This window comes from Ruminococcus sp. AM31-15AC, from assembly GCF_003462045.1.
In the GTDB taxonomy this organism is placed as follows: Bacteria; Bacillota; Clostridia; order Oscillospirales; family Ruminococcaceae; genus Hominimerdicola; species Hominimerdicola aceti.
On the sequence record NZ_QTYG01000053.1, the window covers coordinates 1 to 16,247 of the forward strand.

Sequence of the window (16,247 nt, forward strand, 5' to 3'; positions counted from 1 at the left end):
TTTTATATGATTTTTCTAAAGGAAAAAAGATATTTTTTCATGGTTACAGATTGCCGGAAGAACATCTTTCTCAAATAGTTGATACAAAGGTAATCTTAGAAAAATCAGAAATCATTAATGACCCATTTAATATTTTTTTGAGATTAAGCGATGCGAAAATAAATATAAATCATTTTGATTGTGCGTGCGAGTCAATGATATATTATTTTGATAATAAGGTTAATTGGACGGATTTTTTAGCAACATCTATCATTAGTCAGCCTCAAAAATATATTAAAGAAGGAATATTAATAGCCTATTTTGCTTCTGTGGACCAAGGGGCAGATTATTGGTTTGAATGTAGCAAGGATTACAAAGAAAACGTGTTGATATTACTCCGCACTCTAACGGCATTAGGATGTAGAGTAAAACAAGTTTCTCATTTATCATTTCCATATAATTAGAGCGTATCAGATGAATTTTTGGGAAAAAACAATTAAGGTGAGATGAGATGGAATATTTATTATTTGAAATATTGTATCGAGGTTTAAACTATGAGAAGATGCGAACCACTAAACACATAAAAAGCAAACAGATAATTGAACTTAGAAAACATATGGCACTATTGAAAATGGTTTTGCACCTTGTTAATGCTATATACTATAAATTAGGAAATGATTATTGCAAAGCAATAAAAAATAACATTACATCAATAATAAAAAATGATCCTGAATATGCCGTAAAATATTACAATTCATTACTTGCTGAGGATAATTTTGAGTCAAATTCATGTTACGAAAGAGTTCTCAAACTATTGAATTATATATTTGCTGTGATTGATCTGGATTTGTCAGAAGAAAAGTTTGATATACCTCATTTGAATATTCTGTTTAGAGCAGCTCATAATTTGCCGATATGTATGCTGAAAAAGGGTTACCTGGACAAATCGTATGTTCACAACATATCTGAGGCAGAATGTGTAGATTATTCATTATCCAATATGGATGTGAAACTAAGAAATGAAGTTCTAGGTTTTATATGATCATTTGAAAGATAAAATACAGGAGGTTTAAAAGTGAATATATGGCAACTATTACTTTATACGCAGGCAAAGTAAATCAGATGTCAAGCCTGATAAACCACGCAAGAAAGGCAGTAAAAGAATATAAGTCTGATTTGAAATCACTGAAATCAAAAGTGCTTTCCATAGATGAAAGCATATGCGACGTTGATGATGTTATCAGCTCGATAAAATCATCAACGCAGACCCAAGAGGACAAAATTGAATCACTTGAGTCATTGAAAGAAAATATTAATGAATACATTTCTGATGTTATGATTATTGACCAAAATGCGGCTGATGCTATCAATAAAAGCAAGAATGATTTTTATGATAAATATGAATACCTGAAACCGGATATTGAAAAAAGCTGGTTGGAAGAGAAATGGGATAGTGCTTGTGAGTGGTGCAAGGAAAATTGGCAGTCAATAGTTAGTGTGTTTGTGACTATTGTCATTGTTGTCGGTATTGTTATATTGAGTATTTCAACATTTGGAACGGCAATTCCAGTAATTGCTGTTGGTGTAGTTGGAGCAATCGTAGGCATTTCAGGTCAATTAATTAGTGATATTATTTCATGTGCGATAACAGGCGATTGGAATGGTAACTGGCAATCATATATTGGATCAGCGATAGGCGGTTTTGCTGGCGGTGTTTTATTATTGCTTACTAATCCAATTGCTGCTTGTTCAGCAGAGGCGGCAATATCAACGTTTTTGGGCGAAAATCTTGAAAATATCACTGGGGGACAAAAACGATCGACTTTTGAAATATTATTTGATACTGGTTTAAGCACAGGAACAGCGGCTTTTTTTTAGTGTTGCTTTAAGTAAAATTACTGGAAAGCTTTCAAAAACTCTTTCGAAAAAAATTCCGGTGTTCAAAAGACTTTCAGGCATAAATAGCTATGATGCTTCATTTAAAATGGTAATAACAAAATTAAAACAGGGAAGTATTAAAAAATTTCATTATAAAACAATTAGAAATGGTGTAATTTCAGGACTTTCTGGAGGTGCATTGGAAAATATAGCAAGTGGTTTTTTTGATGGGATTAAGGAATGGTATGACGAATGGAGAGAGTTGTTACAAAATTAATAAGAAATGAAGGAGGTCTGATCAATGAAATCAAAATCGAAATTTACTGTGAAGATACCGTCAGAGATTTATAAAGGTGAAGTTTTTATAACTGCTTTTTTCATTGTTTTAAACGTAATGTATACGATTTTTGGTAATCCTCCGCATTTCCCTATGTATATTTCAACAATATTATTCGTTTTTATTCCAATAGCTATTTCATTATTGTGGATAAGAAAATTAAAAATTGTAGTAAGCGGCAGCAGAATAACCGTTAGGAAGATTTTGGGATCCAAATATAGTGTGGATGTTTCAGAAATAACAAAGATAAAATGGATAATTAATGATACTAGATTGGGGTTAATGAAAAAATTTTAATTTATGTGAACTCTGAGCATTTTGCTGTTGAAACTCTTATGGACGGATTTGAAATAATGTCAGAATATCTTTTGAAAAATGTTGATCCTGATAAAATAATTTATATTAATAAAAAATAGAACATTTGGCAATAAAATAATCGGAATATGTTGTGCGTATCGACGGCGATGTCGCTGACGCTATTAATAAGAGCAAGAATGATTTTTATGATAAGTATGAATACTTAAAACCGGAATGCGAAAAGAGATGGTTGGAAAAAGCTAAAGAGTGGATTGATTCAGCTTGTGAATGGTGTAAAGATTTATGGAATAAAATTATAGATTTTGATTTTTTTTAATTTTATAGGTAAATTAATTCATAGTGAAGGATTCAGGAATTTCGTAACCTTTGCAGTTGGAATATTTTATCAGATAGGTGGTGTCTGGCTGATAAAGAAAATTGCGGAGTTAGGAACAATCGCTGCAGTATTTGTGAGAAAGCATCCGATTTTGTCTTCATATATTCCTGGATTGAATGTTGTTGCAGATATGACAACAGGATTTTTCTCCTTGACGTTGGGTGCAGATATGGATGATGATGGTATCTATCATATGAGACCTGATTGTTTGCAGCAATATGCACATTATACCACAGGCTATGACGATGTTTTCCGAGCTGCGGTTAACAAAGCTTCGGGCGGTGAAATAACCGTAGATGCTCATCAATCTCAGATTTTTTGGGTAGATCTTGACGGTGATAAATCCAAAGATGAAGGAGAAGAATTTATAATATGGTCATGGAAGGGCGACTATATGAACCTTGGAGCAGGCGCTGAAACAGGTATTTATCAGGTGAAAGATGGAGAAATTGATGAGTATGGAAATTATATTATGGAAAATGGTGAATACTCATATTTTTATGCCGAAGTTAACAGAGAATATTCTGTTGATATGACTCTTGAATTATATCATGATTCTAATGGGGATGGAATCTTCAGTGATGATGAGCAGCTGTATAAACATGAACCAGATGAATTACAATGGTGGATAACGGGATTTGATCCGTTGGTTCAGAATGTTAAAGCTGAGGATCTCCAAGCCGTAACTACTATAGATTTTTCGAGCTTTGGAGAAAACAAAGATATAATGTTAGATTCTTTCAGAGAATTTAATGCAGGAGAAGTCGAATGGGATATTCCAGAAAAAGATTCGGGTTCATACATTGTAACTCTGACTTGGTAAGGAGAATATTATGTTAAAATTTAAAAACTTGCTTTGCTGCACAATGTCCGTAATATTGATGTTAAGCCTAATGTCCTGTTCTGTTGTAGAAAAATTGAACAGCCATTATGAAGGTGATCTCGTTATTGATCAGACGGAGAATGTGAGTGTTTCAGAAACAGTAATAAAGGCTTTGGAAAATAACGATGCGGACGCAATCAAAAATCTGTTTTCTGTTCGTGCCAAAGATCTTTGTCCGGATCTGGATGAAGGGATCGGATATATGCTCAGCATATATGAAGGTGAATTTGTTGAAGTTACGCAGAATAATTCAAGCTCAAATAAATATTCGAGCGGTGGTGAAAGATGTATTGTTTCTCCGGTATGCGTTTTTAAAACAACAGAAAACTACTATAAGCTTACTTGGAATGCGTGGACGATAAATGAAAAAGATAAGGAAAAAGAAGGAGTCTACAGCATGAAACTCCAGATTTGGCCGGATGCCGGACTGGATCAGGGAGGTGAAGACCTTTTTGTTGCAGGGGTAGTGTATCCTGCTAATTCCGAGGAAAGTGATATGGCGTTTACTCTTTGGAAAAACATTTATCAGCAAAAAAATCATGACGATCGCATAGAGAGATTTCGTGAACTGCTTTCTGACAATATGCTGGCTTCAGGCGTAACGGACGATGAAATAGATCGATTTTTTGATTACTGTCAGCCAATGCGAGAACTTTACGAAGGCTGGACGGAAATTGATGATGGAAATATCACCGTTTATATTACGTCCATGAAAAATGATACTCCGATATGTTTTTGTTTTAGACTTGACAAGGAACAAACGGATAAAATATCTTTTCTAAAATTTGCCGAGATAGACGATGAAAAGACTATCGGTGATTATAATTTATCGGAAGAAAATGCGGGAATTTATTTGCCAGATTAATGGAAGTGATTAAATGTGAAAAAAAGTACAATATCCGTTTTGCTTACTTTGTTATTGGCAAGTTCTACAGGCTGTACTATATTAAACGATAGCCAAAGTTCAATAGAAAATGATGATAAATTAATTATCGATCAAACCTCAACGAAAAATACTTCGGATGTTCTGATACAAGCCTTGGAGACCAACGATGCTGAACTTTTTAAAAGCGTTTTTTCGGAGCAGACTTTGAAATTACAGCCTGATATTGATGAAGGTATCAAATACATATTTAATATATTTGAGGGTGACAATTTAGAGATAGTTTATGAAAATCAGTCATCAGAATCTTTTTCTGATTTGCAAGCAAAATGTGTATGGTCGATCTGTGTAATTAAGACTACTGAAAAATGCTATTCATTAACATGGACTGAGTGGGTACAGCAGGAAACTGATCCGTCTGCCCAAGGCGTATACAGCTTGATTTTTGAAGAATGTGAGGAAGATCAGAGAGGAGCAGGCGGCGGAGATCTGCTTGCCGGAATATATTACCCCGGATGTGAAACAGAGTCTGATATTTTAAACACATTTTTCGGGGCGATGCATAATAAAGACCGAGAAGAGCTTGAAACTATATTTTCCAATGAGTTTCTGGAGGATCCGGAAGCTGTGAAGAATATGGATAAATTTATAGAACGATATACTCCTTCATATTCTAATTTGTTAGCCGCATGGGAGGTCAATGATACTATTTGCATTCAACTAAGGCGTTTCGATGCTTTTATTTGTCTGCATTTTGATAATAAACAGACAGATAAAATATCATCTATTCGAGTATTTGACAGTACAACTGAAGATGAAGAAAGCATATCACGATACGATTTTAACCAAGATGAAATGGGAATTTATTTTCCAGATTAGTCAAATGTATCTTAATAAGTATCAATAATGTTTTATTACATATTTTAGATACGAATCTAAAGGCAAGGAATAAAAAACAAATGAGCAGCGAAATAATCGGAACAAAATTCAAGTACACGGTATTAACATTGACACCGTTTTCTTCACACCATTTATGCACTGTAAGTCCGCTGCTTTTCTGTGCCTGGATCTGGGCTAACCATTCAGGCAGGCGAAATTCGTTCTTTACCGTTGCGATCGTTGTTTTCATTATCTTTATATCCACATCTAATTTGGTCTAAGCAGTTCTATTGACTTTTTGAGATTGGGTAATTTACTCTATGGAGTTGCTTGAAGTTTATTATACTTCTTTAGTCATCGGTGGGGTAGATGCGGAGGGTTTGACGGTTACATTCAAATTCACAACGTCAATGATAGATGATATTTTAGAAGATGTCCCCGTGATTGATACAAATAGATATACTTGATGTAAAAATAGAAAATGTTTATTCGTCGTTTGGTGGGAAAGGAAATGTTATGAAATTAGAAAAACAAATTACAAATGAAGAGCTGCTTGAACTTACAAAAAAAGCATTTGAAAATAACGAGGTTGCTGAGTTCCTTTGCGGAGAGAAAGGATATGCTTGTCCTATAAGTCACTTTGTTCCAGCAAATGTACCAACGGATTTTAGTAGAATTATAGATTTTGGAGTATACAAACTTTATGAGGAAACTAAAAATGAAAAAATTGTTGCCAAATTCGAAGAAGCCATATTGTATCTTCTTGATTGCGATCCAGCAAAGAATTGGATAGCGTTTATGGTATGTTGGAATCAAATTAGGAATGAAAAAAGACACGAAGCACCATTAAATTCATTAATCAAGAGTTAATTGAGAAATTGAAGGAAACGCTATTAAAACACGAAAAGGAGCTTCGTGTTTGTAAGGAATGGCAAGGTTGGAATGAAGAAAATGGGCTTTGGCAGGAAATTACAAGAATTAATAACATTGCAACTAAAAATTATGGGTTGAGTATATTATGAATATAGACGAAATATTTAGTAAAGGTGCATCTTATCTAATATCTGAAAAAGGTTAAGAAGACTATATTTCAGGCAAAGATGTTACATTGGGACGTCCTGTTGGAGATGTTACTGTTGTTTGAGTTGCACCAAGTGCCGAAATTGATGAAGCTATAATTAAAACCAACGGAAATCCAAGGGAATTAGAAACTTTATTGGGTTTACCAGAGAATAGTTTAGGAGATACACCTGTTAGAGTAAATATTGATAATATTGATGGTCTTGATATACGAATACCTGATGCTTCAACTCCAGGTGCTAATCCTAATTTTATTCCTGGTGGAAGCACAAGTGTGGTATAACAGAAAGAGTCATCTATAATTGTCCTAATCCGGATGTTAACCCTAATATAGGAGAAATTGGCAACACGAATTCAATAAGTGGAATCCCAACCAAACAATTAAATAATCTATATAATTCATTAGGAAGAGATTCTGAGTGCTTACGTTTCATTCATTGTATTTACTATACAAGCGCAGCAAGAGTTTTCATAAGGTTTCTCTTTAAAATACCCTTAAATACTTTTATTATTGTGAGGTTTAGACTATGGCATTTGTTAATGAAAAGCTGACTCCAACGCAAAGAGAGGAACTGGCTAAGAAAAAGATTAAGAACATACGGGAGCTTTAGGGACACGACAGAAGGTATCATGCCCCTGTACTTAACTATTGACAAAAATTCTGAAACATGGTTAGCACATTGCTATAACCATCATGACACGAATAATGATATAGAGGAATTTATCTTTATGTATAAATCAAATCCGATACCTGTTCAAGCAATAAAGAGTATTCATGAACAACAAGTTTGTTGGAAAATAACACGTATTGATTTCCCGAAAGGATTGCTAAACGATAAAGAACACCTTCAAATTTTGTTAACTGACGCGTTCAAAGCTTACAACATATCCGGATGGCCTGGCGAAGAAAGTGGACAGACTAAGGTAATATATGGCTATGAGCAAGGAGGTGTATTGTAATGTTGACGTTATTGGAAGCATTAGATGAGCTCAATTCAAAATCAGAAAGTGAACTTACGCTTGATTATCTTGAAGAACTTGCTAAAAAAGTTTCTATCGAACCTGTGTCTCATTTAACGATTAAAGGCTCTGAGCTGACCTAAAATTGGTCTTATCAGAGCCTTTTTTTACATTATGCTTTTTAACGAAATGTCATTTTAGGTTGTGCATTTATTCTGGCAGCAGGACGCAGGCGCAGAAACCGGGTTCGGGCTGATAGCAATATATGGTGAGGTCTTTTCCGATCTCAGGGCTAAAATCCTTCAGCGTGTGCTTTGTGCCGTTGAGTGCTACATCTGCGTAAGATACCAGCCATTTTCTGTCTCCGTTGCGAAATACTTCATAAAAAGACCGATTCAGCATTTCTTCCACGGGCACACCCTCAACTACCGCCATCTCCTTGTTGCAGTAGCGGAAAATAAAGTCAACACCGTGACCATCCTCATCGAATACAAGCTCGATAACGCAGTAAGCCAGAGGCATTTCGTCCATAATACTGCACTTCTCGTAGAAACCCAACGGCGGGTCGAATTCCTCCTTAGGCGACGGAACGTCTAGCCCAAGCTCCTTACGCAGCCGATGTGGATGGGCTGAATGGCAGCTTTGACAAGACCGAGTTTGATCTTGCTTCTGCAGAGAATACAACAATTGAAAACGCACCAACAGACACAACTGCTTTTGGCATTTCCGGAGGTGCGATCACAAAAGATCAGAAGATCGGAACTATTACAGTAAAGATCACCTCAGACACCTCAGACTCCTCAGACACCACTATGGTGAAAAATTTGGAGGATCTGCGCGGTGTATTTGAAAATGGTGGCAAGGCAAAGCTAAACAACGATCTTAACGGAGCATACGAGATGCTGACGGTTTCGTCAGGAAAAGATCTGGAGTTTGATCTGAACAGAAAGACGCTGAGCGTCGAATCTATTTCACTCTCAAATGATGGCAACGAAACGCTGACGCTGAGCAACGGTACTATCGGTTGTTATGTGCAGATGAATGGAAGAGCTGAACAACATCTGATTGTTGGCAATTGTACTCTGAATGGGTTGGGCGACAATAATAATTACTCAGATGTGACCTTGAGAGATTGTGTCATCACGAAAGATTGCTTTACCAGCTATGGCGGCATTTGGAAATTCGAGGAAGTCAATAATATTATCGGAACAATGAAAGTTAAGAAAGATGTCACTATTTCCGGCGACTTTACGTTAGGGACGCTTAAAGTTCCCATGGTTTCTACCGGTACGCCGACCTTAAAACTGTCGGGTAATATTCGGATAGGCAAATTCTCCTTTGATAGTGTTTATAGAGAAGAGGCAAAGATCATCTGCGGTGTGGGTACATATAACTTTAAGCCGGATGAATATGAAACAGGCAGATATGGCGGTATTCAACTAGCAGAGGGATGCACCGTCAGCGGACCTGATGAGAACGGCATTTACACCGTTACAGCGGAATAAGGAGGGCAAAAAAATTAGGCAGCCGTTATCGACTACCTAAAGAACTTATTCTATTCTGCAATGACCTTGTATATGATAAATGCCCATAGTGCAAGAGAAATTATCATCACCATATAAAAATACCAGTGTTTTGTTTTGTGACGGAAAAATTCCATGCCCAGAAATCCTCCTGCAAAGCCGCCAAGCAGGCTCAGACCAAGGAGCGTTTTCTCAGGTATCCGCCATTTGTGTGCTCTTGCCTTGTGCTTATCTGCACCAAAAAGTATGAACGTCAAAAGGCTCATTGCGGAAAGATATATTATAATGTATTTCAGCATATCTTTGTCCTCATATAAACAAAGGGCGGAAAAGCTCCGCCCTTGTATTTTTGTTTTTACTTGAAGTAAGCTACGCCGCTTTCAAATATCTTCTGATCCTTTTCACCAGGAACGTTCTTTGATACGCAGCAGCCCTTACGCTCTGAGTGACCCATTTTACCAAGAACACGTCCGTCAGGTGAGGTGATACCCTCGATAGCCTGGAATGATGTGTTAGGGTTGCAATGAATGTCAAATGTAGGTTCTCCGTCAAAGTCAACATACTGTGTAGCGATCTGTCCGTTTGCAGCAAGCTGTGCGATTTCCTCTGCTGTTGCAACGAAACGTCCCTCACCGTGTGAGATAGCCACGCTGTGGATATCGCCTACCTCACAGCCTGCAAGCCATGGTGACTTGTTGGAAGCGATCCTTGTGTTTACCATTTTAGACTGGTGTCTTGCAATGGTGTTGAATGTCAGTGTAGGGGAGTCGTCTCTCATATCTCTTATCTCACCATATGGTACAAGACCAAGCTTGATAAGTGCCTGGAAGCCGTTGCAGATACCAAGCATAAGACCGTCACGATTTTTCAGCAGGTCATGGATAGCGTCTGTAAGTCTTGGGTTTCTCAGGAATGATACGATGAACTTGCCTGAGCCGTCAGGTTCGTCGCCACCGCTGAATCCGCCTGGGAGCATTACTATCTGTGACTCTTTTATCTTCTTCTCCATTGCGTCAACAGACTCCTTGATAGCCTGTTCTGTGAGGTTTCTTACAACGAAGATGTCAGCCTCAGCGCCTGCCTTTTCAAAGGCTCTTGCTGTATCGTATTCGCAGTTTGTGCCAGGGAATACAGGGATAAGCACCTTTGGCTTTGCCACCTTGATAGCAGGTGCAACTCTCTTGTCTGCCTTGTAGCTGTACTTTTCAGGCTTTTCAGCAGGCTCTTTCACATGAACAGGATATACAGGCTCAAGCTTGCCCTCCCAAAGTGTCTGGAGCTTGTCAAGGCTTATTGTGTAGTTGTCTGACTTTATCTCATAGCTTTCTGTTGTTTCACCGATAACTCTTTCGTCAGTGTCAACGCCCTCTGCAAGCTCGATAACAAATGCGCCATAGCAAGCTCTGTAAAGCTCTTCTGCTGTGAGCTTGTCTGTGAACTTAAAGCCTATCTTGTTACCAAATGCCATTTTTGCAACAGCCTCAGATACACCGCCGTAGGATACAGCCCAGCATGAAAGCACCTTGCCCTCAGCGATAAGCTTTTCTACCTTTTCAAATACTGCCTTCAGTGAATCGAAGTTCACAAGCTTGTTGTCGTCATATTCAGGCTTGATAAGGATCACCTTAGAGCCTGCTTTCTTGAATTCCTGTGAAACTACCTTGTCTGCGTCTGTTACTGATACAGCGAATGAAACAAGTGTAGGTGGAACGTCTATTTCCTCGAATGTACCTGACATTGAGTCCTTACCGCCGATAGAACCGCATCCCAACTCTATCTGTGCCTTGTATGCACCGAGGAGAGCAGACATAGGCTTGCCCCAACGCTCAGGATCGTTCTGAGTTCTCTCGAAATACTCCTGGAATGTGAGCCAGCACTTCTCATATGTACCGCCTGTTGCGATGACCTTTGCGATAGACTCAACTACCGCACTCATTGCACCATGGTATGGGCTTACAGATGAAAGATATGGGTCATAGCCCCAGCCCATAATGGACGTTGTCTTTGTATTGCCGTGAAGAACAGGGAGCTTTGCAGCCATTGCCTGTGTAGGTGTATTCTGATATTTACCGCCAAATGGCATAAGAACTGTGTTTGCACCGATTGTTGAGTCAAATCTCTCAATAAGACCCTTCTGTGAGCAGATGTTGAGGTTTGATATCATAGACTCCCAGCGGTCAGCAGTGTCAGCATCGTTGCTCTCTGCTGCGAAAACAGGAGCAGGGATAGAAATATCTGTGTGCTTTTCAGCTCCGTTTGAGTTAAGGAACTCTCTTGTAAGGTCAACGATAGTGTTGCCGCACCAGTTCATTTTAAGTCTTGGCTCAGCAGTTACTCTTGCCACCATTGTTGCTTCAAGGTTTTCCTTTGCAGCCTCAGCCATGAACTTTTCAAGGTCGCTCTTTGCGATAACAACAGCCATTCTTTCCTGTGACTCAGAGATAGCAAGCTCAGTGCCGTCAAGGCCGTCATACTTCTTTGTAACAGCGTCAAGGTTGATAGAAAGTCCGTCAGCAAGCTCGCCGATAGCAACGGAAACTCCGCCTGCACCGAAGTCGTTACAACGCTTTATCATTGAAGTAACTTCAGGGTTTCTGAACAAACGCTGAAGCTTTCTTTCCTCAGGTGCGTTACCCTTCTGTACCTCAGCTCCGCAGTTTTCAAGTGAGTGGAGGTTGTGTGATTTTGAAGAGCCTGTTGCTCCGCCGCAACCGTCACGTCCTGTTCTTCCGCCAAGAAGGATAACGATATCCTCAGGCTCAGGTCTTTCACGTCTTACGTTCTCGGCAGGAGCAGCACCGACTACAGCACCTATCTCCATTCTCTTCGCAACATAGCCCGGGTGATATATCTCGTGAACGTGACCGGTAGCAAGACCTATCTGGTTGCCGTATGAAGAATAACCATTTGCCGCACCTACAACTATCTTTCTCTGTGGAAGCTTACCTGTGATAGTGTCCTCAACAGGAACCAGCGGATTGCCTGCGCCTGTTACTCTCATTGCCTGATATACATATGAACGTCCTGACAGAGGGTCTCTGATAGCACCGCCGAGGCAGGTAGCCGCACCGCCGAAAGGCTCGATCTCTGTAGGGTGGTTGTGTGTTTCGTTTTTGAACATGAGCAGCCAGTCCTCAGGATTGCCGTCAACGTCAACAGTTATCTTAACAGAGCAAGCGTTTATCTCCTCACTCTCGTCAAGGTCTTTGAGCAGACCAGCCTTTTTAAGCTGCTTTGCGCCGATACAAGCAAGATCCATAAGTGTAACAGGCTTGTCAGTTCTGCCTGCATAAAGGTCTTTTCTTGTGTTGATATAGTCTGCAAAGGTAGCAGCTATGTAGTCTGAGTCGATAGAAACGTTATCGACGATAGTGGAGAATGTAGTATGACGGCAGTGATCAGACCAATATGTGTCTATCATTCTTATCTCAGTGATAGTAGGGTTTCTCTTTTCAACGTTCTTGAAATAATCCTGACAGAACTTGATATCGTCAAAGTCCATTGCAAGACCCAAGTCTGTGAGCATGAATCTCAGGTCATCATCTGTTGAATAGATAAAGCCCTCAACAGTCTTAACTGTGGTAGGGATAGTATACTTGATATCGAGTGTATCGAAGCAATCAAGGGAAGCTTCTCTTGATTCAACAGGGTTTATCATATAGTGCTTGATCTGGTCAAGCTCTGCTTCTGTGAGTTTGCCAGAAACGATATAAATTCTCGCTGACTTGATAGTAGGTCTTTTTCCTCCGGTGAGAAGTGAGATACACTGTGCGCAGGAATCAGCTCTCTGATCGAACTGACCTGGCAGATACTCAACTGCAAAAACAAACTCGTCAGCTTTTACAGCAGGCAGGTGATCGTAAGTAACGTCAACAGCAGGCTCAGAGAAAACGACTGGTGCTGCAAGGTCAAAATCCTCTCTTGAAAGACCCTCTGCGTCATAGCGGTTTATAACTCTCAGACCTGTAAGGTTATCAAGTCCCAGAGCTGACTTTATTCCGCTGATAAGTGAATTTGCTTCAACTGCAAATTCAGGCTTTTTTTCTACATAAATACGGTAAACAGACATGGCTACATCTCCTTATAATAGTTACCTCTATTATACTACATTTTTCGCATATTTGTCAATAAAATTCTTATTATTCGGCATGGCATATAATTATGTGTGAATAAGCGTTGGCTCACTTGTTGATTTTTTAGTTCATAAAAGCAGAAATACCGCACCATTACAGTGCGGTATCCCTAAAATATTAATCTGCAAACGGATTTTCTGTTGGATAAAGCATACCCTTTGGCTGATTGAAGCCTATGTCTGTCATGCCAAGATATGTCATAACACTGTGGAGTGCCTTTCCATAGTGACCAAAAGCAACAGCACCGTGGTGAGGATAGTTCTTCTGAACGAGAACATGGCGGTAAAATCTGCCCATTTCGTTGATAGCGAAAATACCGATAGAGCCGAATGAACGTGTTGCAACAGGAAGAACCTCGCCCTCTGCGATATATCCTTTGAGCTGTGCGTCAGCCGTTGACTGGAAGCGGAAGAATGTAATATTTCCGTCAACGATATCGCCCTCAAGTGTACCTCTTGAAATATTAGGCTCGCTGTCTGGCTCAAGATTTCTCTTCATTATACGCTGGAACTTCATCTCAGGCTCTTTTACAAGACATGAAGCTGTGTTTCCGCAGTGGAAGCCCATGAATGTATCCTTATGTGTGTAAGGGAACTTTCCTGCGATATCATCATTGTATATGTCCGCAGGAACAGTGTTGTTGATGTCAAGGAGCGTAACAGGCTTCTGCGATACGCAAACGCCTATGTATTCGCTGACAGCACCGTAGATATCTACTTCGCAGGCAACAGGAATGCCTATCTTTGTAAGTCTTGAATTAACATAGCAAGGAACGAAGCCAAACTGCGTCTGGAATGCAGGCCAGCATTTGTTTGCAAATACAACATATTTCCTTGAGCCTTTGTGAGCTTCTGCCCAGTCAAGAAGGGTAAGCTCATACTGCGCAAGTCTTGGAAGAATGCCTGCCATTTTATTGCCCTTGCCAAGCTCTGCTTCCATGTCAGCCACAACAGCAGATATTCTCTCGTCGCCGGCATGGGCGTTGAATGACTCGAAAAGGTCAAGCTCTGAGTTTTCTTCTATCTCGATACCCATGTTGTAGAGCTGTCTGATAGGTGCGTTGCAGGCAAGAAAGTCCTGTGGACGTGGTCCAAATGAGATTATCTTCAGATCCTTAAGACCGAGGATAGCCCTTGCAACTGGAACGAACTCGCTTATCATCTTTGCACACTCGTCAGGTGTACCAACAGGGTACTCAGGGATATAAGCCTTGATGTTTCTCAGTGCAAGGTTATAGCTTGCGTTGAGCATTCCGCAGTAAGCGTCGCCTCTGTTGTCGATAAGTGCATCACCGCATGGTTCTTCAGCGGCCGCAACGAACATAACAGGACCGCCAAACTTCTTTGCTAGAAGTGTTTCTGAGGACTCAGGTCCGAAATTTCCAAGATATACAACAAGTGCGTTACAGCCTGCTGTGTTTACCTCGTCAAGGGCTTTGAGCATATCATTCTCGTTCTCCACAACTGTAGGACATTCGTAGATATCTCCGTAAGCCTTTTTGTACTCCTGACAGACCTTGATACGTCTTGATTCTGAAAGCGACATAGGAAAGCAATCTCTTGAAACTGCAACGATGCCAAGTTTTACTTCTGGTATATTTTTCATGTTTTAACCTCCGATTTTCATTTATTTATGACTTTATTCTAGCATACCTTTGTGCTGTTTTCAATAGCTTTTTGTGCAAATTTTCGTGAAATTTAGTTAGCTGCCCAGGATGAAAAAGTGCGTTAGCCCAAGCCACTCTCTCACCCAATATGTGAACAGGTATCGTGGTTCGGTGTAGGCTGAATAAGCGGTGACATTCTCCACGCCCTGAGCCTTTGCTATAAGGCTTGCACGGTATTGATGAAAACCGTCTGTGACGATAGTCATATCATGCTCATGCCGAGTTCATCGAGTATCTTGAGAGAGTTTTGGATATTTTCGTAAGTTGAAGTGGACTTGTCCTCCATTATTATCCTGTCGCTGTCCATGCCTTTTTCAAGAAGGTAATTTTTCATTGCCAAGGCTTCGCTTATTTTCTCATCATCACCCTTGCCACCTGAAACTATACAAAGCGTATCGGGATTGTCGTTCATAGCCGTAATTGCAGCGTCAAGTCGTCTGCGTAACATTCGTGAGGGGCGTTCGCCTTTTACCTGACAGCCAAGCACAACTATAACATTGGCTTTTTCAGGGCGGTTTTCCTGTGCTTTGTACATAAGTATGGAAAGAATGCCCACATATATTATCCCAGCAAGTATCAATGTGCTTACAAAGATAAGCCCGAATTTACCTGCGCCATGTCCCCATATTTTTGATATAATACCGCAGAATTTTGTCCAGTTTGCCGTTATGATCATTAGCATCACCGAAACGATGATGCCAAGCAGGTTGCCCGAGCATATAACAGGTAATGGTACAAGAAACAGAAACAACAGCAAGGTTTCCAGTGCAAGCAATATTATTTTTACGCTCATTAGTTATCTCCTTGTCTTTTTTGTACTATTATAACACATAGCCTTTGCGATTACAAGTGCAAAAGAAAAAGCGCTCCGCAGCAGCAGAACGCTTTTATAAGGAATGATCTAAGTTGAGATCAGATCACCAAATTTTTCGAGAAAATCACGCTTGTCGTCATATTTAGCTACCAGCGATACAGTTTTCTTTGTGCCAAGACCGAAAATACCCATAAGTGATTTTGGATTGAGTATTTTTGTTCCTGACTGCACCACCAGATCGTATTTGCAGCTTAAAGCCGCTTCATGCAAAGTCTTGATGTCATTAAGATCGTTTATCCTGATATAAGCTTTGATCATGTTCGTGATTATGCCCTTTGGCATATCCTCCTTTCGCAATAATAACCTCTGAAAAACTAAAAAGAACCGAAAATTTCTGAGATTTTCGTTTCTTTTTACATTGGCAACAGCAGTTCTATACTTATATGTCACATATCTTAATCCATATATAATTATATGTCTGTGTGAACAAATAGTAAACAGATATTGTGTAAAATATTATATACGAAGATATTAATAT

The 16,247-nt window shown here is 39.5% G+C and carries 21 protein-coding genes; 14 read left to right on the forward strand and 7 right to left on the reverse strand.

What is annotated here, in order from left to right; translation table 11 throughout:
• From DW793_RS14755 to DW793_RS14760, 13 genes are all read left to right on the forward strand, one after another.
• A partial coding sequence (locus tag DW793_RS14755; RefSeq protein ID WP_181988361.1) for a hypothetical protein occupies positions 1 to 443 on the forward strand: 443 nt, incomplete at its 5' end.
• Positions 444 to 490: 47 nt separating this feature from the next.
• Positions 491 to 1,021 carry a hypothetical protein gene (locus DW793_RS11905; protein WP_118158253.1) on the forward strand — a complete coding sequence of 177 codons (531 nt, stop codon included), beginning with the start codon at positions 491 to 493 and terminating at the stop codon, positions 1,019 to 1,021.
• A gap of 41 nt (positions 1,022 to 1,062) precedes the next feature.
• A complete protein-coding gene (locus DW793_RS11910; RefSeq protein ID WP_118158254.1) occupies positions 1,063 to 1,857 on the forward strand; it encodes a hypothetical protein in 795 nt (264 codons plus the stop codon).
• Positions 1,858 to 1,915: 58 nt separating this feature from the next.
• Positions 1,916 to 2,134 (forward strand): hypothetical protein, encoded by a 219-nt coding sequence (locus tag DW793_RS11915; protein ID WP_118158255.1) that lies wholly within the window; start codon positions 1,916 to 1,918, stop codon positions 2,132 to 2,134.
• Between the two features lie 24 nt (positions 2,135 to 2,158).
• Positions 2,159 to 2,491: a hypothetical protein gene (locus DW793_RS11920; RefSeq protein WP_118158256.1), complete on the forward strand. Its 333-nt coding sequence runs from the start codon at positions 2,159 to 2,161 to the stop codon at positions 2,489 to 2,491.
• A gap of 151 nt (positions 2,492 to 2,642) precedes the next feature.
• Positions 2,643 to 2,828 carry a hypothetical protein gene (locus DW793_RS11925; RefSeq protein WP_118158257.1) on the forward strand — a complete coding sequence of 62 codons (186 nt, stop codon included), beginning with the start codon at positions 2,643 to 2,645 and terminating at the stop codon, positions 2,826 to 2,828.
• Positions 2,815 to 3,711 carry a DUF4474 domain-containing protein gene (locus tag DW793_RS11930; RefSeq protein ID WP_118158258.1) on the forward strand — a complete coding sequence of 299 codons (897 nt, stop codon included), beginning with the start codon at positions 2,815 to 2,817 and terminating at the stop codon, positions 3,709 to 3,711. Before DW793_RS11925 ends, DW793_RS11930 begins: the two co-directional genes overlap by 14 nt.
• A 10-nt stretch (positions 3,712 to 3,721) precedes the next feature.
• Positions 3,722 to 4,636: a DUF5104 domain-containing protein gene (locus DW793_RS11935; protein ID WP_118158259.1), complete on the forward strand. Its 915-nt coding sequence runs from the start codon at positions 3,722 to 3,724 to the stop codon at positions 4,634 to 4,636.
• A 15-nt stretch (positions 4,637 to 4,651) separates the two neighbouring features.
• Positions 4,652 to 5,533 carry a DUF5104 domain-containing protein gene (locus DW793_RS11940; protein ID WP_117859487.1) on the forward strand — a complete coding sequence of 294 codons (882 nt, stop codon included), beginning with the start codon at positions 4,652 to 4,654 and terminating at the stop codon, positions 5,531 to 5,533.
• Positions 5,534 to 5,977: 444 nt separating this feature from the next.
• Positions 5,978 to 6,403, forward strand: coding sequence for a hypothetical protein (locus tag DW793_RS11945; RefSeq protein ID WP_118158260.1), 426 nt, complete (start codon positions 5,978 to 5,980; stop codon positions 6,401 to 6,403).
• A gap of 346 nt (positions 6,404 to 6,749) precedes the next feature.
• Positions 6,750 to 6,896 (forward strand): hypothetical protein, encoded by a 147-nt coding sequence (locus DW793_RS15470; protein WP_181983569.1) that lies wholly within the window; start codon positions 6,750 to 6,752, stop codon positions 6,894 to 6,896.
• Positions 6,897 to 7,342: 446 nt separating this feature from the next.
• On the forward strand, positions 7,343 to 7,573 hold the full coding sequence (locus DW793_RS11950; protein WP_118158261.1) for a hypothetical protein: 231 nt from the start codon (positions 7,343 to 7,345) through the stop codon (positions 7,571 to 7,573).
• Entirely contained in the window at positions 7,573 to 7,716 is a 144-nt protein-coding gene (locus DW793_RS14760) for a hypothetical protein (RefSeq protein WP_181983570.1), read from the forward strand. The genes DW793_RS11950 and DW793_RS14760 overlap by 1 nt, the downstream gene beginning before the upstream one ends.
• Positions 7,717 to 7,783: 67 nt before the next feature.
• On the opposite strand, the gene DW793_RS11955 is transcribed toward DW793_RS14760, so the two are convergent.
• Positions 7,784 to 8,104 carry a hypothetical protein gene (locus tag DW793_RS11955; protein WP_147338448.1) on the reverse strand — a complete coding sequence of 107 codons (321 nt, stop codon included), beginning with the start codon at positions 8,102 to 8,104 and terminating at the stop codon, positions 7,784 to 7,786.
• A gap of 89 nt (positions 8,105 to 8,193) precedes the next feature.
• Between DW793_RS11955 and DW793_RS11960 the strand changes: the two genes are divergently transcribed.
• A complete protein-coding gene (locus tag DW793_RS11960; RefSeq protein WP_118158263.1) occupies positions 8,194 to 9,078 on the forward strand; it encodes a hypothetical protein in 885 nt (294 codons plus the stop codon).
• Between the two features lie 50 nt (positions 9,079 to 9,128).
• Here DW793_RS11960 and DW793_RS11965 read toward each other — a convergent pair whose 3' ends face one another.
• The 6 genes from DW793_RS11965 to DW793_RS11985 form a co-directional block, all read right to left on the reverse strand.
• Entirely contained in the window at positions 9,129 to 9,395 is a 267-nt protein-coding gene (locus tag DW793_RS11965; RefSeq protein WP_117864549.1) for a DUF1294 domain-containing protein, read from the reverse strand.
• Between the two features lie 56 nt (positions 9,396 to 9,451).
• Positions 9,452 to 13,165: a phosphoribosylformylglycinamidine synthase gene (locus DW793_RS11970; protein WP_118158264.1), complete on the reverse strand. Its 3,714-nt coding sequence runs from the start codon at positions 13,163 to 13,165 to the stop codon at positions 9,452 to 9,454.
• A gap of 181 nt (positions 13,166 to 13,346) precedes the next feature.
• Entirely contained in the window at positions 13,347 to 14,834 is a 1,488-nt protein-coding gene (locus DW793_RS11975; protein ID WP_038671463.1) for an L-fucose/L-arabinose isomerase family protein, read from the reverse strand.
• A gap of 96 nt (positions 14,835 to 14,930) precedes the next feature.
• The gene (locus DW793_RS15475; protein WP_252969873.1) at positions 14,931 to 15,101 is read right to left on the reverse strand and encodes an ElyC/SanA/YdcF family protein; all 171 of its coding nucleotides are present in this window, start codon (positions 15,099 to 15,101) and stop codon (positions 14,931 to 14,933) included.
• Positions 15,098 to 15,688 (reverse strand): YdcF family protein, encoded by a 591-nt coding sequence (locus DW793_RS11980; RefSeq protein ID WP_252969874.1) that lies wholly within the window; start codon positions 15,686 to 15,688, stop codon positions 15,098 to 15,100. Before DW793_RS11980 ends, DW793_RS15475 begins: the two co-directional genes overlap by 4 nt.
• A 108-nt stretch (positions 15,689 to 15,796) precedes the next feature.
• A complete protein-coding gene (locus tag DW793_RS11985) occupies positions 15,797 to 16,066 on the reverse strand; it encodes an HPr family phosphocarrier protein (RefSeq protein ID WP_046440140.1) in 270 nt (89 codons plus the stop codon).
• Between the last annotated feature and the right edge of the window lie 181 nt (positions 16,067 to 16,247).

Excerpts from the sequence above, each read along its gene's own strand:
- DW793_RS11910 (WP_118158254.1), top strand. The coding sequence starts at position 1,063 with ATGGCAACTATTACTTTATACGCAGGCAAAGTAAATCAGATGTCAAGC.
- DW793_RS14760 (WP_181983570.1), top strand. The coding sequence starts at position 7,573 with ATGTTGACGTTATTGGAAGCATTAGATGAGCTCAATTCAAAATCAGAA.
- DW793_RS11935 (WP_118158259.1), top strand. The coding sequence starts at position 3,722 with ATGTTAAAATTTAAAAACTTGCTTTGCTGCACAATGTCCGTAATATTG.
- DW793_RS11975 (WP_038671463.1), bottom strand. The coding sequence starts at position 14,834 with ATGAAAAATATACCAGAAGTAAAACTTGGCATCGTTGCAGTTTCAAGA.
- DW793_RS11970 (WP_118158264.1), bottom strand. The coding sequence starts at position 13,165 with ATGTCTGTTTACCGTATTTATGTAGAAAAAAAGCCTGAATTTGCAGTT.
- DW793_RS11980 (WP_252969874.1), bottom strand. The coding sequence starts at position 15,688 with ATGAGCGTAAAAATAATATTGCTTGCACTGGAAACCTTGCTGTTGTTT.
- DW793_RS11920 (WP_118158256.1), top strand. The coding sequence starts at position 2,159 with ATGAAATCAAAATCGAAATTTACTGTGAAGATACCGTCAGAGATTTAT.
- DW793_RS15475 (WP_252969873.1), bottom strand. The coding sequence starts at position 15,101 with ATGACTATCGTCACAGACGGTTTTCATCAATACCGTGCAAGCCTTATA.
- DW793_RS11950 (WP_118158261.1), top strand. The coding sequence starts at position 7,343 with ATGTATAAATCAAATCCGATACCTGTTCAAGCAATAAAGAGTATTCAT.
- DW793_RS11905 (WP_118158253.1), top strand. The coding sequence starts at position 491 with ATGGAATATTTATTATTTGAAATATTGTATCGAGGTTTAAACTATGAG.
- DW793_RS11955 (WP_147338448.1), bottom strand. The coding sequence starts at position 8,104 with ATGGACGAAATGCCTCTGGCTTACTGCGTTATCGAGCTTGTATTCGAT.
- DW793_RS11965 (WP_117864549.1), bottom strand. The coding sequence starts at position 9,395 with ATGCTGAAATACATTATAATATATCTTTCCGCAATGAGCCTTTTGACG.